This window comes from Cupriavidus sp. UYPR2.512 (genome assembly GCF_000379565.1).
In the GTDB taxonomy this organism is placed as follows: Bacteria; Pseudomonadota; Gammaproteobacteria; order Burkholderiales; family Burkholderiaceae; genus Cupriavidus.
Genome location: NZ_KB903154.1, coordinates 35,723 through 51,106 on the forward strand (window position 1 = coordinate 35,723; position 15,384 = coordinate 51,106).

The 15,384-nt window shown below is 62.1% G+C and carries 11 protein-coding genes and 2 pseudogenes; 3 read left to right on the forward strand and 10 right to left on the reverse strand.

Annotated elements, in window-relative coordinates; translation table 11 throughout:
- Positions 1 to 38: 38 nt before the first annotated feature.
- Together A3A5_RS0126440 and A3A5_RS0126445 are read right to left on the reverse strand one after the other, a co-directional pair.
- Positions 39 to 797 (reverse strand): glucose 1-dehydrogenase, encoded by a 759-nt coding sequence (locus A3A5_RS0126440; protein WP_018313486.1) that lies wholly within the window; start codon positions 795 to 797, stop codon positions 39 to 41.
- 90 nt (positions 798 to 887) lie between these two features.
- Entirely contained in the window at positions 888 to 2,642 is a 1,755-nt protein-coding gene (locus A3A5_RS0126445; RefSeq protein WP_063829971.1) for an FAD-dependent oxidoreductase, read from the reverse strand.
- Positions 2,643 to 2,815: 173 nt separating this feature from the next.
- Here A3A5_RS0126445 and A3A5_RS0126450 point away from each other — a divergent pair, with 173 nt between their 5' ends.
- Entirely contained in the window at positions 2,816 to 3,613 is a 798-nt protein-coding gene (locus tag A3A5_RS0126450) for an IclR family transcriptional regulator (protein WP_018313488.1), read from the forward strand.
- An 815-nt stretch (positions 3,614 to 4,428) separates the two neighbouring features.
- On the opposite strand, the pseudogene A3A5_RS39385 reads toward A3A5_RS0126450, so the two are convergent.
- Both A3A5_RS39385 and A3A5_RS0126465 read right to left on the reverse strand, forming a co-directional pair.
- Positions 4,429 to 5,168: pseudogene (locus A3A5_RS39385) on the reverse strand (DUF2182 domain-containing protein).
- A gap of 56 nt (positions 5,169 to 5,224) precedes the next feature.
- Complete coding sequence (locus A3A5_RS0126465; RefSeq protein ID WP_018313489.1) at positions 5,225 to 5,827, reverse strand: DUF1326 domain-containing protein; 603 nt, start codon at positions 5,825 to 5,827, stop codon at positions 5,225 to 5,227.
- A 772-nt stretch (positions 5,828 to 6,599) separates the two neighbouring features.
- Here A3A5_RS0126465 and A3A5_RS0126475 point away from each other — a divergent pair.
- Positions 6,600 to 7,049, forward strand: a complete 450-nt coding sequence (locus tag A3A5_RS0126475; RefSeq protein WP_026201158.1) for a zinc-finger-containing protein — start codon at positions 6,600 to 6,602, stop codon at positions 7,047 to 7,049.
- A gap of 73 nt (positions 7,050 to 7,122) precedes the next feature.
- Here A3A5_RS0126475 and A3A5_RS45125 read toward each other — a convergent pair.
- The 5 genes and pseudogenes from A3A5_RS45125 to A3A5_RS0126500 all read right to left on the reverse strand — a co-directional run.
- Positions 7,123 to 7,362 (reverse strand): annotated as a pseudogene (locus tag A3A5_RS45125) (OB-fold nucleic acid binding domain-containing protein); the annotation flags it as partial.
- 48 nt (positions 7,363 to 7,410) lie between these two features.
- Entirely contained in the window at positions 7,411 to 8,217 is an 807-nt protein-coding gene (locus tag A3A5_RS0126485) for an oxidoreductase (RefSeq protein WP_018313493.1), read from the reverse strand.
- A 52-nt stretch (positions 8,218 to 8,269) separates the two neighbouring features.
- A complete protein-coding gene (locus A3A5_RS0126490) occupies positions 8,270 to 11,410 on the reverse strand; it encodes an efflux RND transporter permease subunit (RefSeq protein WP_018313494.1) in 3,141 nt (1,046 codons plus the stop codon).
- Positions 11,407 to 12,522, reverse strand: coding sequence for an efflux RND transporter periplasmic adaptor subunit (locus A3A5_RS0126495; protein WP_026201159.1), 1,116 nt, complete (start codon positions 12,520 to 12,522; stop codon positions 11,407 to 11,409). The genes A3A5_RS0126490 and A3A5_RS0126495 overlap by 4 nt, the downstream gene beginning before the upstream one ends.
- Before the next feature lie 78 nt (positions 12,523 to 12,600).
- Positions 12,601 to 13,218 carry a TetR/AcrR family transcriptional regulator gene (locus A3A5_RS0126500; RefSeq protein WP_026201160.1) on the reverse strand — a complete coding sequence of 206 codons (618 nt, stop codon included), beginning with the start codon at positions 13,216 to 13,218 and terminating at the stop codon, positions 12,601 to 12,603.
- An 89-nt stretch (positions 13,219 to 13,307) separates the two neighbouring features.
- On the opposite strand from A3A5_RS0126500, the gene A3A5_RS0126505 reads away from it, so the two are divergent.
- Entirely contained in the window at positions 13,308 to 14,768 is a 1,461-nt protein-coding gene (locus A3A5_RS0126505; RefSeq protein WP_026201161.1) for an efflux transporter outer membrane subunit, read from the forward strand.
- Positions 14,769 to 15,171: 403 nt separating this feature from the next.
- Here A3A5_RS0126505 and A3A5_RS39390 read toward each other — a convergent pair.
- Positions 15,172 to 15,384: transposase (locus A3A5_RS39390; protein ID WP_018313498.1), on the reverse strand; the 213-nt coding region annotated here is incomplete at its 5' end.

Sequence of the window (15,384 nt, forward strand, 5' to 3'; positions counted from 1 at the left end):
GGCAAGCGCGCTGTGCGCGCTTGCCTCGTTTGTGAGGGTCAGGCGGCGAGGTACCCGCCGTCCACGGGCAGGGTCACGCCGGTCACATAGGTGGACATCGACGAGGCGAGAAACAGCACTGCGCCCACCAGCTCTTCGGGTTGCCCAACCCGGTTCATCGGGACGCGGGACATGAAGCGGTCGAGCTTCGCCGGGTCCGTGCGCGTGGAAATGGTCATGGGCGTTTCGATGACGCCCGGTGCAATGGCATTGACGCGCACACCGTCGCGTGCGAGGTCGGCTGCCAGCGACTGGGTCAGCATCTTCACCGCGCCCTTCGAGGGCGAGTAGCCGAGCGTGTTCGGCTGGCCCGAAAGCGACGCGATGGACGCGACGTTGACAATAGCGCCCCGGGTCTGCCGCAGGGCCGGCAGCCACGCGTGGCAGACGTTGAAGGTTCCTTCGTGGTTGACCTTCATCACCCGCTGCAGGTTGGCCAGCGCATTCTCGCTGTCGATGCCCTCGCGAATGAGGATGCCGGCGTTGTTCACCAGCACGTCGACGGGGCCGACGCAGGCGGTGATCTCTTCGGCGACGGCGCGGCATTGCGCGGCATCGGTCACGTCCAGCGTGCAGGCGCGTGCCGCATGTCCACGGGCATCGATCATCGCCGCCGTCTCGTCGGCATTGGCTTGGTTCATGTCGGTCACGATGACCGTCGCGCCGGCTTCTGCGAGGCCGATGGCGATGGCCCGGCCGTTGCCCTGGCCCGCGCCGGTTATGAAAGCGACCTTCCCGGTCAGGAGTTGAGGAATCATCATGATTGCAATCGAGGGAAATTCAGGGTGAACGCCGCCACGCGGCCGCCGCAATGCGGCCGCGTGGGTGACAAAAATCGGGTAGGGAATTCAGTGCATGGCCAGAGGCTCGCGCGCGGCGGCGCTCGCTTTCGGGGGCGTGGCCTGAACGTGATCGGCGATGTGGTTGCCCGCGACATAGCCAAAGGTCAGACCCGGGCCGAGCGTGATGCCCGCACCGTTGTACTCGCCGCCCATGATGCTTGCCGCATCGTTGCCCGCTGCGTAGAGGCCGGGGATCGGATCGCCGTCCCGGGAGACGACTTGGGCATGCTCGTTCGTACGGATGCCCATGAATGAGCCAAGGTCGCCCGGTACGAGCTTGAGCGCATAGAACGGACCGTTGGCCAGCGGCGCGACGCAGGGATTGGGCGTGTGCAGCGCGTCGCCCTGATAGCGGTTGTAGGCTTTGCTGCCGCGCCCAAACTCGGGATCGCGGCCGTACTGCGCCGTTTCGTTGTACTGGCGAACGGTGGCGGCGAGTGTCGCCGGATCGACACCGATCTGCTTCGCAAGGTCCTCGATCATCTTGCCGCGCTTGAGGTATCCGTTGCGCAGATGCGGCCCGAGCGGCATCGGGAACGGCTTCACGAAGCCGAGGCCGTAGTGCCGGATCGCCGCATGGTCGGCGATCAGCCAGCAAGCCGTCTCCGGCTTGCCCTTCGAGGCGGCGATCATCGCCTGGACGAGATCGTGATACGAGTTCGCCTCGTTGGCGAAGCGCTTGCCATCCAGGCTGACGGCAATCACGCCTGGTTTCGCCCGGTCGATGAAGTGGGGCATGATGCCGGTCGTGCCGTCCTTGCGCGGCACGAGCGACATGGGCGTCCACGCGGCGGCATTCGACAGGGTCTTGTCGAACACACCGCCCACCTCTTCGGCCATGCGCGTGCCGTCGCCCACATTGGTCTGGGGCGTTGGCGAGAAGTGACCGTGCCCGGCCTTCACGTGCGGGTAAGTCTCCTTGCGCCGCTCGAGGTTGTGCGGGAATCCGCCGCTGGCCAGCACCACACCGTGACGCGCCTTCACGCTGACCCGCTGGCCGTCGCGCTCAAGCACCGCGCCGGTGACGCGCCCCCCCTCCTGCAACAACTGCACGGCAGGCGACGACAGCCATACCGGAATCGACAGGTCGGCTGCCGACTTCGCGAGCCGCGCGGCCAGCGCGTTGCCGTTGGTCAGCGTCATGCCCCGCCCGTACTTCATCACCTCCAGGAAATGTTTGGTCAGACGTTTGGTGACATACCACGCAGACTCCAGCGATCGAGTCACCCGCATGAAGTGGACGATCTCCTTGCCGGAACCGATCGTCACGCCGAAGACCGTCAGTTCCGGCAGCACGGGGCCGAGGGTTTTGAGCAGCGGGCCGAGCTCGCGCGCGTCGTATGGACGCGTCACCATCGAGCGGCCGCCCTGTGCGGCGCCGGGCGCCTCGGCATGGTAGTCCGGGAACGTGAGCGGCATGTCGAACTGGACGGCGGTCTTCGTCATGAAGAACTCGATCGCTTTCGGGCCGTTCGCCAAAAAGGCGCGAACACGCGCCTCATCGAACCCGGCGCCGGCCTGGTTCCGGATATAGGTCAGCGCCTGGTCCGGTAGTTCGTGATGGCCGTATGCCTTGCCCAGATGGGTGTTCGGCACCCAGAGCCAGCCTCCCGAGCGGGCCGTCGTGCCGCCGTAGTAGCTCGCCTTCTCGGCCACGATGACCTTCAGCCCCCGGCTGGCGGCAGTAATGGCCGCGGACATGCCGGCGACGCCTGATCCGATGACCAGAACATCACATTTTTCCTGTTGCAGTGTAGACATCGACTTCTCCATTCAAGTGCGGGCGGTACGGTCGCCAAAAGCCGGCGCCTCCATGTTTGCTAGATTAATACTAGCGCGCTTGAAATTATCTACACGTTAACCCTACGCTTGTTAACTAGATAATGTCTAGTGCTATACTGCGCGCACTATCCATCTCATGGCAGAGACATATCGTGGACCAGACCGACCAGGCACCCGAGCGAGAGCGCCGCGGCATCCAGTCGATTGAAGTTGGGGGAGAAATCCTGAAGGTGCTGGCCTCCGAGGCCAGGCCGATGGCGCTACGCGATCTCGTGAAGGCGGCGAACATGCCCTCCGGCAAGATCCATCCGTATCTGGTGAGCTTTGGCAAGATCGGGCTAGTCGCCCAGGACCCGGTCACGGGTCACTACCTGCTCGGCCCGATGGCCATCCAGCTCGGGCTGACCAGCCTGCAGACGCTGAACCCGATCCGCGAGGCCACGCCGTTCGCCGAAGCGCTTTCGGAAGAAACGTCGCACGCGGTCGCGCTCGCCGTTTGGGGAAACCTTGGGCCGGTCATTGTGCGGTTGATCGATGCGTCCTATCCCATCCACACGAACATCCGCACCGGCACGGTCATGTCGCTGGCCAATACGGCGACCGGCAGGATTTTCTCGGCATTCCTGCCACGTCAGTTCACCGAAAAGCTGTTGCTGGACGATCGCATTCGGCTCGGCCCCGATATTGCACATCCGCTGGACGCCGCCGTGGTCGAGGAAATGATCAAGGAAGCGCGGGCGCGCCACATGTCCCGCAGCATCAACCATCCCACGCCAGGGATCATCGCCTTTTCTGCGCCCGTATTCGATTATTCGGGAAACATTGCGCTGACGATCACCATCATGGGACCAACCGGCACTGTTGATACCGATTGGGAGGGGCCGGTGGCCAAAGCATTGGATGCTTGTGCGCATGCGGTTTCGAAGCGCCTCGGCTACAGGGGCTTGTAGAAGTGCTTACAGGCGTCTAGCTTCAGAGGGCTGAAATGGTCCGTGTCGACATTGAACGAGCCGAGTGGATCCTGACGCACTCAGTGCAGTCTTTGCATATTGCGGGACAGTATTGCTATGGTGTTAGGTTTTAGTCTCCCAAACGCCTTGCCGCCATGCAACTTCACGAGGTTTGATTCAAAATACGGAGGAACATCCACACCTCGACACACCCACAGTTCCCGTTTGGGGGCGAAGCCATGAAACCACTAGGCTTGCTTCTCGCCACAGCGATGGCGGTCGTCCCGCTGCATGCCAGTGCAGTTGGTTGCGAACATGACATGCAGTGCAAAGGCGAGCGAATTTGCCAGAAGGGACAATGTGTAGATCCGGCAACAGAAGATCAGGGTATTCCGCCCCCCGCGGCGACGAAGAACATACCGGCGCCTCAGCGACCCACCACGACTCCCACAGCGACGAGAAACGTCTCGAGGCCTCAGCGCTTCCCCATGGCTCCCTCTGTGACGAAAAATGTCCCGGCGCCAGTGCAGCCCGCCATGGCTCCGCGAGAGGCGAAGAGTGTCTCAACGCCGGAGCAACCCGCCATGACTCCTTCGGCAGTGAAAAGTGTCCCAGCCGGATCGACTGAGTTTCGTTATTGTTGCACTAAGGTGGGAAAATTTCCCCTCGACCGAGATTCACCCTCGGATGACGATTCCGTCAGAGATACCTGTCATGGGCTAACAAGCTATGGGGCGTCTCTTCCGGGCATGCCATGCAATTGAACCATTCCTATCTGTCGGAAAGCCGCTCTCACGGGCGGGTTCAAAGCTACCTCAGGCATGACTCGCCACGAGCAGCACGGCCCAGGCCATTAATGCCACGCCGAGCGGCGAGCTAAGCCGCCGTCCCCAGGATATGTTCTTCTCGATCGCCATCACTGCGGCAAGCGTCAGCATCCAGCCGAGGCTGCCGGCACCGACGACAAACATCAGTAACATCAGCGCCCAGCAGCAGCCAACGCAGAACAGCCCATGGTGCAGGCCCAGCGTGAAGGCGTGCCGCTCGGGTGCGCGGCCACGCCAATGGCTGATCACGAAGCTCAGCGGCGTGCGGCATTTGTCGAGGCACCGGTACTTGAGTTCGCTGAACTGAAACGCGCCGGCACCCGCTCGATGCCCGCGAGGAGCAGCGCGTGCAGTCCGTGCACCAGCAGTCCGAATGCGCTCCACGCTGCCACGTAGCCGAGGCCGAGTAGGAACAGCAGGCGTGTGCGGTCCGTTCGGACCGCGACGACACGGTCGAACGTATTGAACAGCAACACTGTGGTGGGGAGCATCATCGCGAGGATCATCAACGTCCACGACAGTGCGTAGAGTACGGCCGGCACAATCAGCGAGCCACCGGGGATAGCACCGCACAGCGCTGCTACCGGCCCCGATGTGGTCCAGTCGCCGTGTTCAAGGTAGCGCCCGTAAGGGCTGCGTGTCCAAAGCCACAGCGCGAGCCAAGCTAGCGTAACAAGGGTGGCAAGCACCGGCCGGAAGACGCGTCGATGACGCGATAGGGCGTGCATGACCGGCGCGGGCGCTGGGCAGGGCGAGGGTGTGGAGCGGTGGCCGGACACCTCGATCAGGCATCGAACAGGAAGGTACTCTGCAGTGCGTTATGGTCCTTGAGGTTGAGATCGATGCCGAGCGCAGCATTCTTCGAGCGGTAGACGGGCGCCTTGCTGACGAACACCGGCGCGCCGGGAACCGTCGAGAAGACGGTGTCCGACAATGTGGTATTTGCGCCGCTGGGGCCCAAGTAGGGCTCGAGTTCTGCGTGGTAATCCGCGCCGATCTTGAGGGTTCCCTTGCCACCGACGACATCGAAGGTAATGGGCGCGCGCTCCACGGACACGACGGTGCCGAACAACTGCGCGAGGTCGGCGACGGGGCCGCCGGCCCGGCCGGAGTAGACCTTCAGCAGCGCCTCCTCCTGCGCCTTCGAGGCGTGGTCGCTGATGTAGATGGCCACGGACCAATTGCCCTGCAGCACGTTGCCCGGGATGCGGCACACCGTCGCAATGGTATTGCCGGCGACGTCGACGCCTTCAACCGTGCCTTGGTCGATGTGCCAGGCATTGATCGATTGGCAGGTTTCGAAATCCGGGTCTTCGCCGATCCAGCAAGGACACAGGACGCGGCAGTTGCAGACCTCGAGCAGACGACCTTCAAGGTGATAGCTCATCGCTTCCTCCGATGGATTCTTTCGATGAAAGTTGTGCGGCCCCGGGTGCAACCGGTTGGCACTGCGCCAGGGCCGGAACGGGCGGCGGTATGCGGCGGAAAACGCATGCGGACAGCCGGCCGTATCGATTACAGGCGGCGTCCGCAACCCCGCAATCTGTCGACGAACTTGTCACCTCACAATTGTAGGAAGCCGAAATTGCCATGCAAAGCCATTGCCGGCCCAATGGGCCGCGAAACTCGAACTCAATGTGAACGCTGTGATTGGCGCCGTCGTGTTCGTCGCAGCCGTCGGCAAGCTCTAACATTGCTTCGCCACTTGTTGATCCCGCTAAGCGGAGCCGCGGGCCGGAATCGTCCTGCAGAGGTTCTGCCGGGGCAAAACCGGAGAAAAACACCCCGTCGACATGGTGCCGCCGGCGGGGTGAAACGCGCGGTGCGCCGGGGGGTAGGGCGCCGCACGTTTTGAGCCTAAAAGGTTCTGATCTCACAATCTGCGGTGTTGGGTTCGCCATCGCACAGAACTGATGTCGTGAAATGTAATAGCAGGCCGGGATTGACTGAGCGGCCTGGACCTATAGGGGAATTTCCTGTTCGAATACATTGCCATGACCAGAGTCCTGCAGATCTTTCCAGGCGAGGGCGGCCACATCTCGATCATCTGCGCCCGGGGCAGCAAGAGGAAAATGTGCTCCGCCTGGCTGCCTAGCAGCAAAAGGGCTCGGTCTCCTGTCGTAGAATCGCTCACGTCCCTTGTTGCGTCTCGACTTGTCATGCGTGTTGGCCGACCGATACCCGCTCCCCCTCAGCCCGTCTGCGACTACTGTGGTGCAAAGGTGATCCTTGCACGCGCGGGCGAAGACGGCTATCCCTACCTCGAAGGCCATGGCCCGGTTTGGATTTGCGTTCCGTGCCAGGCCTGGATCGGCGTGCGGGCACGCAGCAAGCACAACACGCCACTGGGTCGGCTGGCCAACGCGGCGCTGCGTGAGCGAAAAAGTCAGCTGCACGATGCGCTGGAGCCTTTGGTCGCGGCAAAGATGCGACGCGACGGTGTCAATGCCTTCGAGGCCCGGGGCAAAGCCATGAAATGGCTCATTGCATCGCTTGGCATGGACGTCGCGACGCCGAGCATTCATGCCTTGTCGCTTGACCAATGCGACGAGGCGATCCGATACATCGCGGAGTTTCAGGCTTCCCGGCGACCCGATCCATCCGCTTGAACGCCATCCGGTCAGTGCAGCACCGCCACGGTCGCGCAATGGCTGTGATGCGGTTCGTTGCACGGTCCCGCGGTTAGCAGAAGTTTCGGCTCCTCGTGTCGAGCTGGCCAAGCATCCACGACAAGTCCACGACGCGCTGCGCGATCAAATGGCGTACCTCGCCCTCGCACTGCCATTGCCCATAGATTCCAACCAACGACGCGCTCAGGATTTCCTTGCGGAATCGCTACAGCACGGTGGGCCAGATAATCACGTTGATAACACCGGTCTCATCCTCCAGCGTCATGAAGACAACGCTATTCGAAATGCCCGGCGTCGCAAGCGGTCTGGCGAGCCTGGGCTCCGCGGCGATCGAATGATTTCAAGCGAGTCCGACTGCTTTCCTCAGGCTTGCATCGACGGGGCCAGCAGGCATGAAACGACGCAATTTACTCAAGAGGGATGCCTGTCCGGCTGGAGTGCGACGCATACGCCAGGCGCCAAGCGCCGCTTCGACGATGGTGTTGGCCACACCATCGGGTTCAGGAGCGCCGTTAACACTGTCAGCGACAGAGCGCGATACGAGGTCACGTTCGCGGTCATAGTCCGCGATCTTCGCTTTTGCCTGAGGCGAATTGGCTTCCAGATTGGTCCTGGTGTAAGCCGGTTCGACCAGTGTTACGCGAATGCCGAACTGACGCACCTCATGATCCAGGGTTTCTGACAGCCCTTCTACGGCATGCTTGGAGGCCGAATAAAGTCCCATGTACGGAGCCGGGAGAAAGCCGAGCACAGAACTGACATTGACGATCCTTCCGTGATGCTGTGTTCGCATGTGCGGGAGCACTGCCCGTGTCGTGCGCAGAATGCCGAATACGTTAGTGTCAAAGAGAGATGCGGCCTCGCTGGTCGCAGTTTCCTCCACCGCGCCGATCATGTTCATTCCAGCGTTATTGACCAGTACATCGATGCGGCCGGCCTGGTCGATGATGGATTGAATTCCAAGTTGAACGGAAGCTTCGTCGCGAACATCCATCTCGACAAGCTCGACACCGGGGAATGGGGCCGTTTTGGTGATGCTGCGTACGGTGCCGAATACCCGGCATCCCCGTTTGGCAAACTTCTCTGCGGCGACACGTCCGATACCCGATGACACGCCGGTAACAACGACTACTGTGGGCTTCGACATGGCAGTTCCTTTCGATACAGGTGAATTGGGACAAAAAGCTGAGTGGCGTCCTTTACCCCCGGGCGGCGGGCGAGTCCTGCAGCATCTGTTCCGCAGGCTGTGCCTGTTCGTGCGCGCTTCTCCACAGATCGGCTGTATTGCCCGGCGTGATCTTGAACCAGATGGAATACATGGCCGGGAGGAACACCAGGGTCAAAATCGTCCCTGCAAAAGTACCGCCGATCAGCGTGTAGGCGAGCGTCCCCCAGAACACCGAATGGGTCAGCGGGATAAAGGCCAGGATCGCTGCCAACGCGGTCAAGATCACCGGTCGGGCACGCTGCACGGTTGCCTCGACGACCGCCTTGAACGGATCCAATCCCGCCAACTCGTTGTGGCGGATCTGCCCGATCAGAATCAGCGTGTTGCGCATCAGGATTCCCGATAGCGCAATCAGGCCGACCAGCGCATTGATGCCGAATGGCTGCCGGAAAAGAATCAGGGTCGGCACCACACCGATCAGGCCCAACGGACTGGTCAGGAACACCATGACCATCGCGGAAATCGAGCGCACTTGAAAGATGATGATAAGCAGGGTGATTGCCAGCATGATGGGGAATAGCGGCAGCATGGCTTTCGTCGCTTTGCCTGATTCTTCGATCGAGCCAGCCTGCTCGATGCGATAACCGCCCGGGAGCCTGGCCATGACGGGCTGAAGCTGCCGGGTGATGGCTGCCGACACGTCTGGCGGCTGCAGGCCATCGGCGATGTCGCCGCGGACAGTGATCGTCGGCATCCGGTCGCGACGGCGCATGACCGGTTCCTCCATGCGCACATCGACCTTGCCCACCTGCGACAGCGGGACGCGTTGTCCGTTGGCGCCAGCCAGCGTGAAGTCGCCGATCCTGGCTGGGTCCAGCCGGACGTCGCCGGCCGAACGCGCCATGACCTGCACTGTTCGAATGTCCTCACGCACGGCGGTGACAGGCACGCCGCTTAGCAAAAATTGCAGTTGCTGCGCCACGGCGCTGGAGGTCAGTCCTACCGCCTGCAACCGGTCTTGCTGCAAGGTGAAGTGCAGCGTGGGTGAGCGCGTGCCCCAGTCAGGGTTGACCGTCCGCATCATTGGGCTGGCATCCATGACCTGCTGCACTTCAGCCGCGATACCGCGGAGCTTATCCGGGTCCGGGCCAGTGACCCGGTAGGCCACCGGGAACGGCGAATACGGACCGAACACGAGTTGGGTGACACGCACGCGCGCCTCAGAAGCAAGACCGCCGGCAATCGCCTGGCGCAGTCGCAGTTTCAACGCATCGCGCTCATTCTGGCTGTCCGTGCGGATCACGATCTTGGCAAACGATGGATCAGGCAGTTCCGGCCCCATTGCCAGATAGAAGCGTGGCGCGCCCTGGCCGACGTAGGCTGTGACGATCTTTGCTTCCTCTTGTCTGGCCAGCCAGGCCTCCACCTTCGCCGTGGCGGCACTGGTCTGCGCGATCGATGTGCCATAGGGCATCTGCACCTCGACCAGCACTTCCGGGCGGTCAGAGATCGGGAAGAACTGCTTTTTGACCACCGCCATGCCGAGCACAGCCACGACGAAGAGCGCCACCACCGAACTGGCGACCAGCCACTTGCGTGTGATGACGCGCTCCAGCACCTGACGGAAGCGGTTGTAGCGCGGTGTGTCGTAGAGCGCGTCGTGGCCGCCTTTGACCGTCTTGAAGTCGGGCAGCAGCTTGACGCCCAGGTAAGGTGTGAAAACCACTGCGACTACCCACGACGCGATCAGTGCGATGCCGACGATCCAGAACATGTTGCTGGTGTATTCGCCAGCGGTAGATCGTGCGAAGCCATTGGGCATGAAGCCGACGGCCGTGACCAGCGTGCCCGAAAGCATCGGCGCTGCGGTATGGCTCCAGGCATAAGCGGAGGCGGCGATGCGGCTGTAACCTTCTTCCATCTTCACCACCATCATCTCGATGGCGATGATGGCGTCGTCTACGAGCAGGCCCAGCGCCAGGATCAGTGATCCCAGGGTGATGCGGTCGAAGTTTTTGCCGGACGCGGCCATCACCACGAAGACCATGGCCAAGGTCAGCGGCACTGCTGCGGCAACCACCAGGCCCACACGCCAGCCCATGCTCACGAAGCACACCAGCATGACCACCAGCAAAGCGGCGAAGAACTTGACCATGAATTCATCGACCGCCGAGCTGATGTTGACGGCCTGGTCGGTGACCTTGGTCAGGCCCATGCCCAGCGGCAGCTCTGCGTTGATCGCACCAACCTCTCTGTCCAGCGCCTTGCCCAGGTCGAGTCCGTTCCAACCGTCGCGCATGACGATGCCCAGCAGCAGCGCGGGTTCGCCACCGTTGCGGATCATGAAAGTAGAAGGATCTTCATAACCACGCTTGACCGTGGCAATGTCCGACAGCTTCAGCGAGCGGCCTTGCGCCACCACCGGCGTGTCGCGGACCTTCTGCATTTCGTCGAAAGCGCCGTCCAGGCGAATGAACACCTGCGGCCCCTTGGTTTCAACGGAGCCAGCCGGCGTCAGGGCATTCTGGCTATGGAGGGCGGCGAATACGTCCTGCGGGCTGACGCCCAGCGTTGCCAGGCGCTCATGCGAAAACTCGACATAGATGCGCTCCGACTGCTCGCCGACGATGTTGACCTTCTTCACGCCCGGCACGTGCAGCAGCCGCTGGCGCAATGTCTCTGCGTCGCGTACCAGCAAGCGCTGCGGTTCGCCCTTGGCCTTGAGCGCGAACAGTGCAAAGGTGACATCCGCGTATTCGTCGTTGACCATCGGTCCGATCACGCCAGGCGGAAGGTTGTTGGCCTCATCGCCGGCTTTCTTGCGAGCCTGATAGAACTCCTCCTGCACTTCCGAAGGTGGCGTACTGTCGAGCAAGGTCAAGGTCGTGAACGCCAGGCCAGGTCTTGTGTAGGTCTCGGTCCGGTCATACCAGCGCAGCTCCTGCATGCGCTTTTCAATCTTCTCGGCGACCTGGTCCTGCATTTCCTGCGCGGTGGCGCCAGGCCAGGCGGTGACGATGGTCATCACCTTGACCGTGAAGGCCGGGTCTTCCGCCCGGCCCAACCTGAAGAATGAAATGAGCCCGGCCAGTGAGATCAGGCAGATCAGGAACAAGGTGATGGAGCGCTCACGCACGGCGAGCGCCGACAGGTTGAAACGACCTTCGCTCACGGACGGACTCCTTCGGTCGCGGTGGCGGCGGCTTGAGCTGCCACCCGGACCTGCTCACCTTCGCGCAGCAGGTGCGCGCCGAGCGCGACGATCCGGTCGCCTTGCTTGAGTTGACCGGCGATGCGTGCGCCGTCGTCATTCAGGCGCTGGACTGCGACCGGCCGCCAGGAAACCTTTGCCGGCACACCATGGATGACCCACACCCCTGGTCCCTTGCCCGCATCGAACAGGGCGCCAATCGGCACCTGTAAGCCGCCTTGCACGGAGGGTTGGCCGTCCGGGACCTGGACTGTGACCGTGGTGCCCAATGGCGCATTGGCTAGCTCTCCCTCCAGTACGTAGCGGGCCTCGAAGGTGCGGGTGAGTCGATCTGCAGCATCCGAGAGTTGCCGGAGCTTGGCCGGAACGCCCACGCCTTCTTTGCCGAAGAGCGTGGCTTGTCCGGTGGAACCGATCGCGGGGCGCAGGGTTTCCGGCAACTGGACAACGGCCTCGCGACGCCCGGCATGGGCCAGGCGCACCACGGTCTGTCCAGCGTTGACGACTTGGCCGGGTTCGGCCAGCGTTTCCATGACGACACCATCGCCATCCGCCACCAACTCTGTATAGCGGCTTGCATTACGGGCAACGTCGGCCTGGGCTTCGGCCGCACTGAGCTGGGCTTTGGCAGCATCCGCTGCAGCCTTGATCTGGTCGTAGGCCGACGCCGAGATTGCGCCGGTTCCGCGCAGGTCGCGATAGCGGGCTTCATCCTCCGCTGTCTGCCGCGCCCGCGCTCGCGCGGCGGCGACGGCTTCCTGCTGTGCATGCGCGGCAAGCTTCAGATCGACGGGGTCGATGCGCATGAGCGGCTGGCCGCGCCTGGCGGTTTGCCCGGCATCCACCAGCCGCTCCAGCACCTTGCCGGAGACCCGGAAACCCAAGTCGCTCTGCACCCGGGCGGCTACGGTGCCGGTGAACGAACGTGACGCAGGGGGCGCACCCTGGACGATTGCAGCACGCACCAGCGGTGCCTCGGTGCGCGGATCGGATTGTGCTTTTCCGCCGCAAGCGACCAATGCAAACGGCAATACACAGATGGCTGTAGCGGTAACGATGCGAGGCCGGAGCATGAAAGTCCCCATTGACCGAAGTGATCAGGACCTTCATTGTTGTTCATGTGACCAATTTAGTCAATGGTCACAAATGCGTCAGGGCGAGAGGCTGCGCAGAACCAGGCCAGACAGTTGCGCCGGCGCTTCGTCGGTGTAGTCGAAGCTGTGCTGCAAGAGCAGCGGGTTGAGGTAAGGGCGCATCACCAGGTAGATCGCCATTGCGGTTTCATCGAGGGGTGTTTTGCGCTCGAAGTCTCCGCTCTGACGGCCCTCCTGCAAGATGTCCTGAAGTAACTTCTGGATGCGCCCTTCATAGGCAAGCACCGATTGCCAGCGCTCTGTGGCCGCCGATGCGGCAATCTCGTAAAGCTTGCGATCCTGGAAGAACAGGCGAAGGCTGGCCTCGATGAAGACTTTGAACATCCGCCGCAGCTTCTCCGGCGGCAGATCGGTCTCCGCAACAGCCGCTCTGACCTCGGTTTCGATCTCGCGCAGGCAGTTCGCGCAGATCATTTCGCCGATGGCTTGCTTGGACTCGAAGAACTTGTAGATGTATGCCTTGGAAAAACCGATGGCCTTGGCGAGATCCGAGACAGTCGTTTTTTCATAGCCGTAGCGGCTGAAGTGCTCGGTGGCCGCGGCCACGATCTGATCTCGCACCTCGTGGTCGGCCGGGCCCCGGGCTGGGGTGGGATAAGTACTGGTTTTAGTCATGGGCTCCAGCTTACGCCAGCCGCAAGCATTGGACAACTCGTGACCATTTGGTATTATGGTCACTAGCGTGTTGCCTATGAAGAAGCCCTATGCTGCCTAAACATACCCTTGCTGCACTCATTGTTGCCACCCTCTCGGCAGGCTGCGCGGTCGGCCCTGATTACGTCCGGCCAGACGCACCAATGTCGGAACGGTTCCTGGGCCAGGCAGCGGTCGACCATCGGCACGCGACTGGCAGTGCCGACCTCGCCACATGGTGGATGGGTTTCGGAGATCCGCAACTGACACGATTTGTGACCCTTGCGTTGGAACAGAATCTTGACCTCGCGCAGGCATCCGCTCGTATCGTTCAAGCACGTGCAGGACTTGGGATGGCAAATGCCGCGTTGCTGCCTTCCGGCAATGTCGGCGGCCAGGCAGCCAGGGTCTACCAATCCGTTGAAACGCCCTTGGGGCGAGTCTTGAACTCGACGCCCGGTTTCGACCGCTATGGCAATGCTTACGAGGCCAATGTCAGCGCGAGCTGGGAACTGGACCTGTTCGGCGGCCTGCGTCGCGGACGGGAAGCGGCGCTGGCCGAGTACCAGGCTTCGGAAGCTGGCGCAGCGGCCACGCGCCTGGCTGTGGCGGCACAGACCGCCGACATCTACATCAGTGTCCGTGGATTGCAAGCCCGTCTGAACGTTGCCCGGCGGCAGGTACAGACGCAGCAGGAACTGCTCTCAACCATCAACCTGCTGTATGGCAAGGGGTTGGCGGCCGAACTTCAGGTGAGGCAGGCCGAAGGAGCGCTCGCCCAGGTTCGGGCAACCGTTCCGCTCCTCGAGGCGGCCCTGGACGCGGCCATGAACGCACTGGATGTGATGCTGGGCTCGCCGCCCGGCACGCACAGGGCGGAGCTGGTTGAAGCTGGCGACATCCCGGTCGCGCCGCAACTCGGAGCGACGGGATCACCGGGTGACCTGCTCAGGCGCCGGCCTGACCTGATCGTGGCCGAGCGCCGCCTGGCCGCATCGAACGCGCGGATTGGTGTCGCCATTGCCGAGTACTACCCCAAGCTCTCCCTGAGTGGACTGATCGGCAGCGCGACCTCGTTGGCCGCTGGCAATTTGTTCACAGGCGGCGCCAGTCAGGCTGCCGGCGTGCTGGGTCTGCGCTGGCGTCTGTTCGACTTCGGCCGCATCAACGCGCAGATCAATCAGGCCAAGGGCCAGGAGGCCGAGATGCTGGCGGCCTATCGACTGGCCGTGCTGCATGCAACTGAGGACGTGGAAAACGCCTTTTCGGCCCTGGTCAAGCGCGAGGAGCAGGCTGCTGTGCTCGCTCAGGGAGTGGATTCGCTCGGCCGCGCGCGACGGGCTTCGTTTGCGGCATATCAAAAAGGTGTCGTCAGCCTCATCGAAGTCCTGCAAGCCGACGAAAACTTGCTACGCGCCTCCGATACGCGAGCACAGGCGCAAACGGAATCAGCACGCGCAGCGGTCGCTGCCTTCAAGGCGCTCGGTGGTGGTTGGCAACCCCGCGAATCCGAGGCGGTGGCAATCAGATAGCAACGGCACGCCAAGAGGGTGGGCGATGCCACGTGGCATGGATGGCGCGACAACTCGCGGCCTGGTCCTGCCCGGGGTGGCAGGGAAGTCAGTGCGAACTGAGGCGTCAGGGGGCAATATTTATTTCGGGCGGGTGTAGATTGGTACGAGACAGCGAAGCATATAACCTCCGCATTTTCAGAAGTGCACGGCCGATGTGCAGATGTGACCTAAAAGACCAAAGGTTGAAGGAACTGGGGGCTCACGCTGCCGGGAGGCGGGGAAAAATTGGTAGGAGCGTTGACCAGATTCATCTCGGCTCGGAGTGCGGCCCAGACAGCAGAAGGGCAGGAGATGACCAAGAATCGCAGTGGTAGATATCTTGATAGCCATCGCCAAGTGGTATATCTTTTGATATAAGTATTCACGAGAAACGGATTTCAAACTTTGAGCCGTAGCCGGAGAGGAGAATTTCGATCTCGGTATCGATGGTTTCTTTGGTCCATGTGACGAAGCGTCGCCAGTGGTACTTGGCATGTTTCCAGACGATTTCAATCAGGTTGAGTTCGGGGCTGTAAGGCGGCAGATGAAAGAGAACCATACGGTGCTCGAAGAGCCAGCGGTCCAGGATATCCTG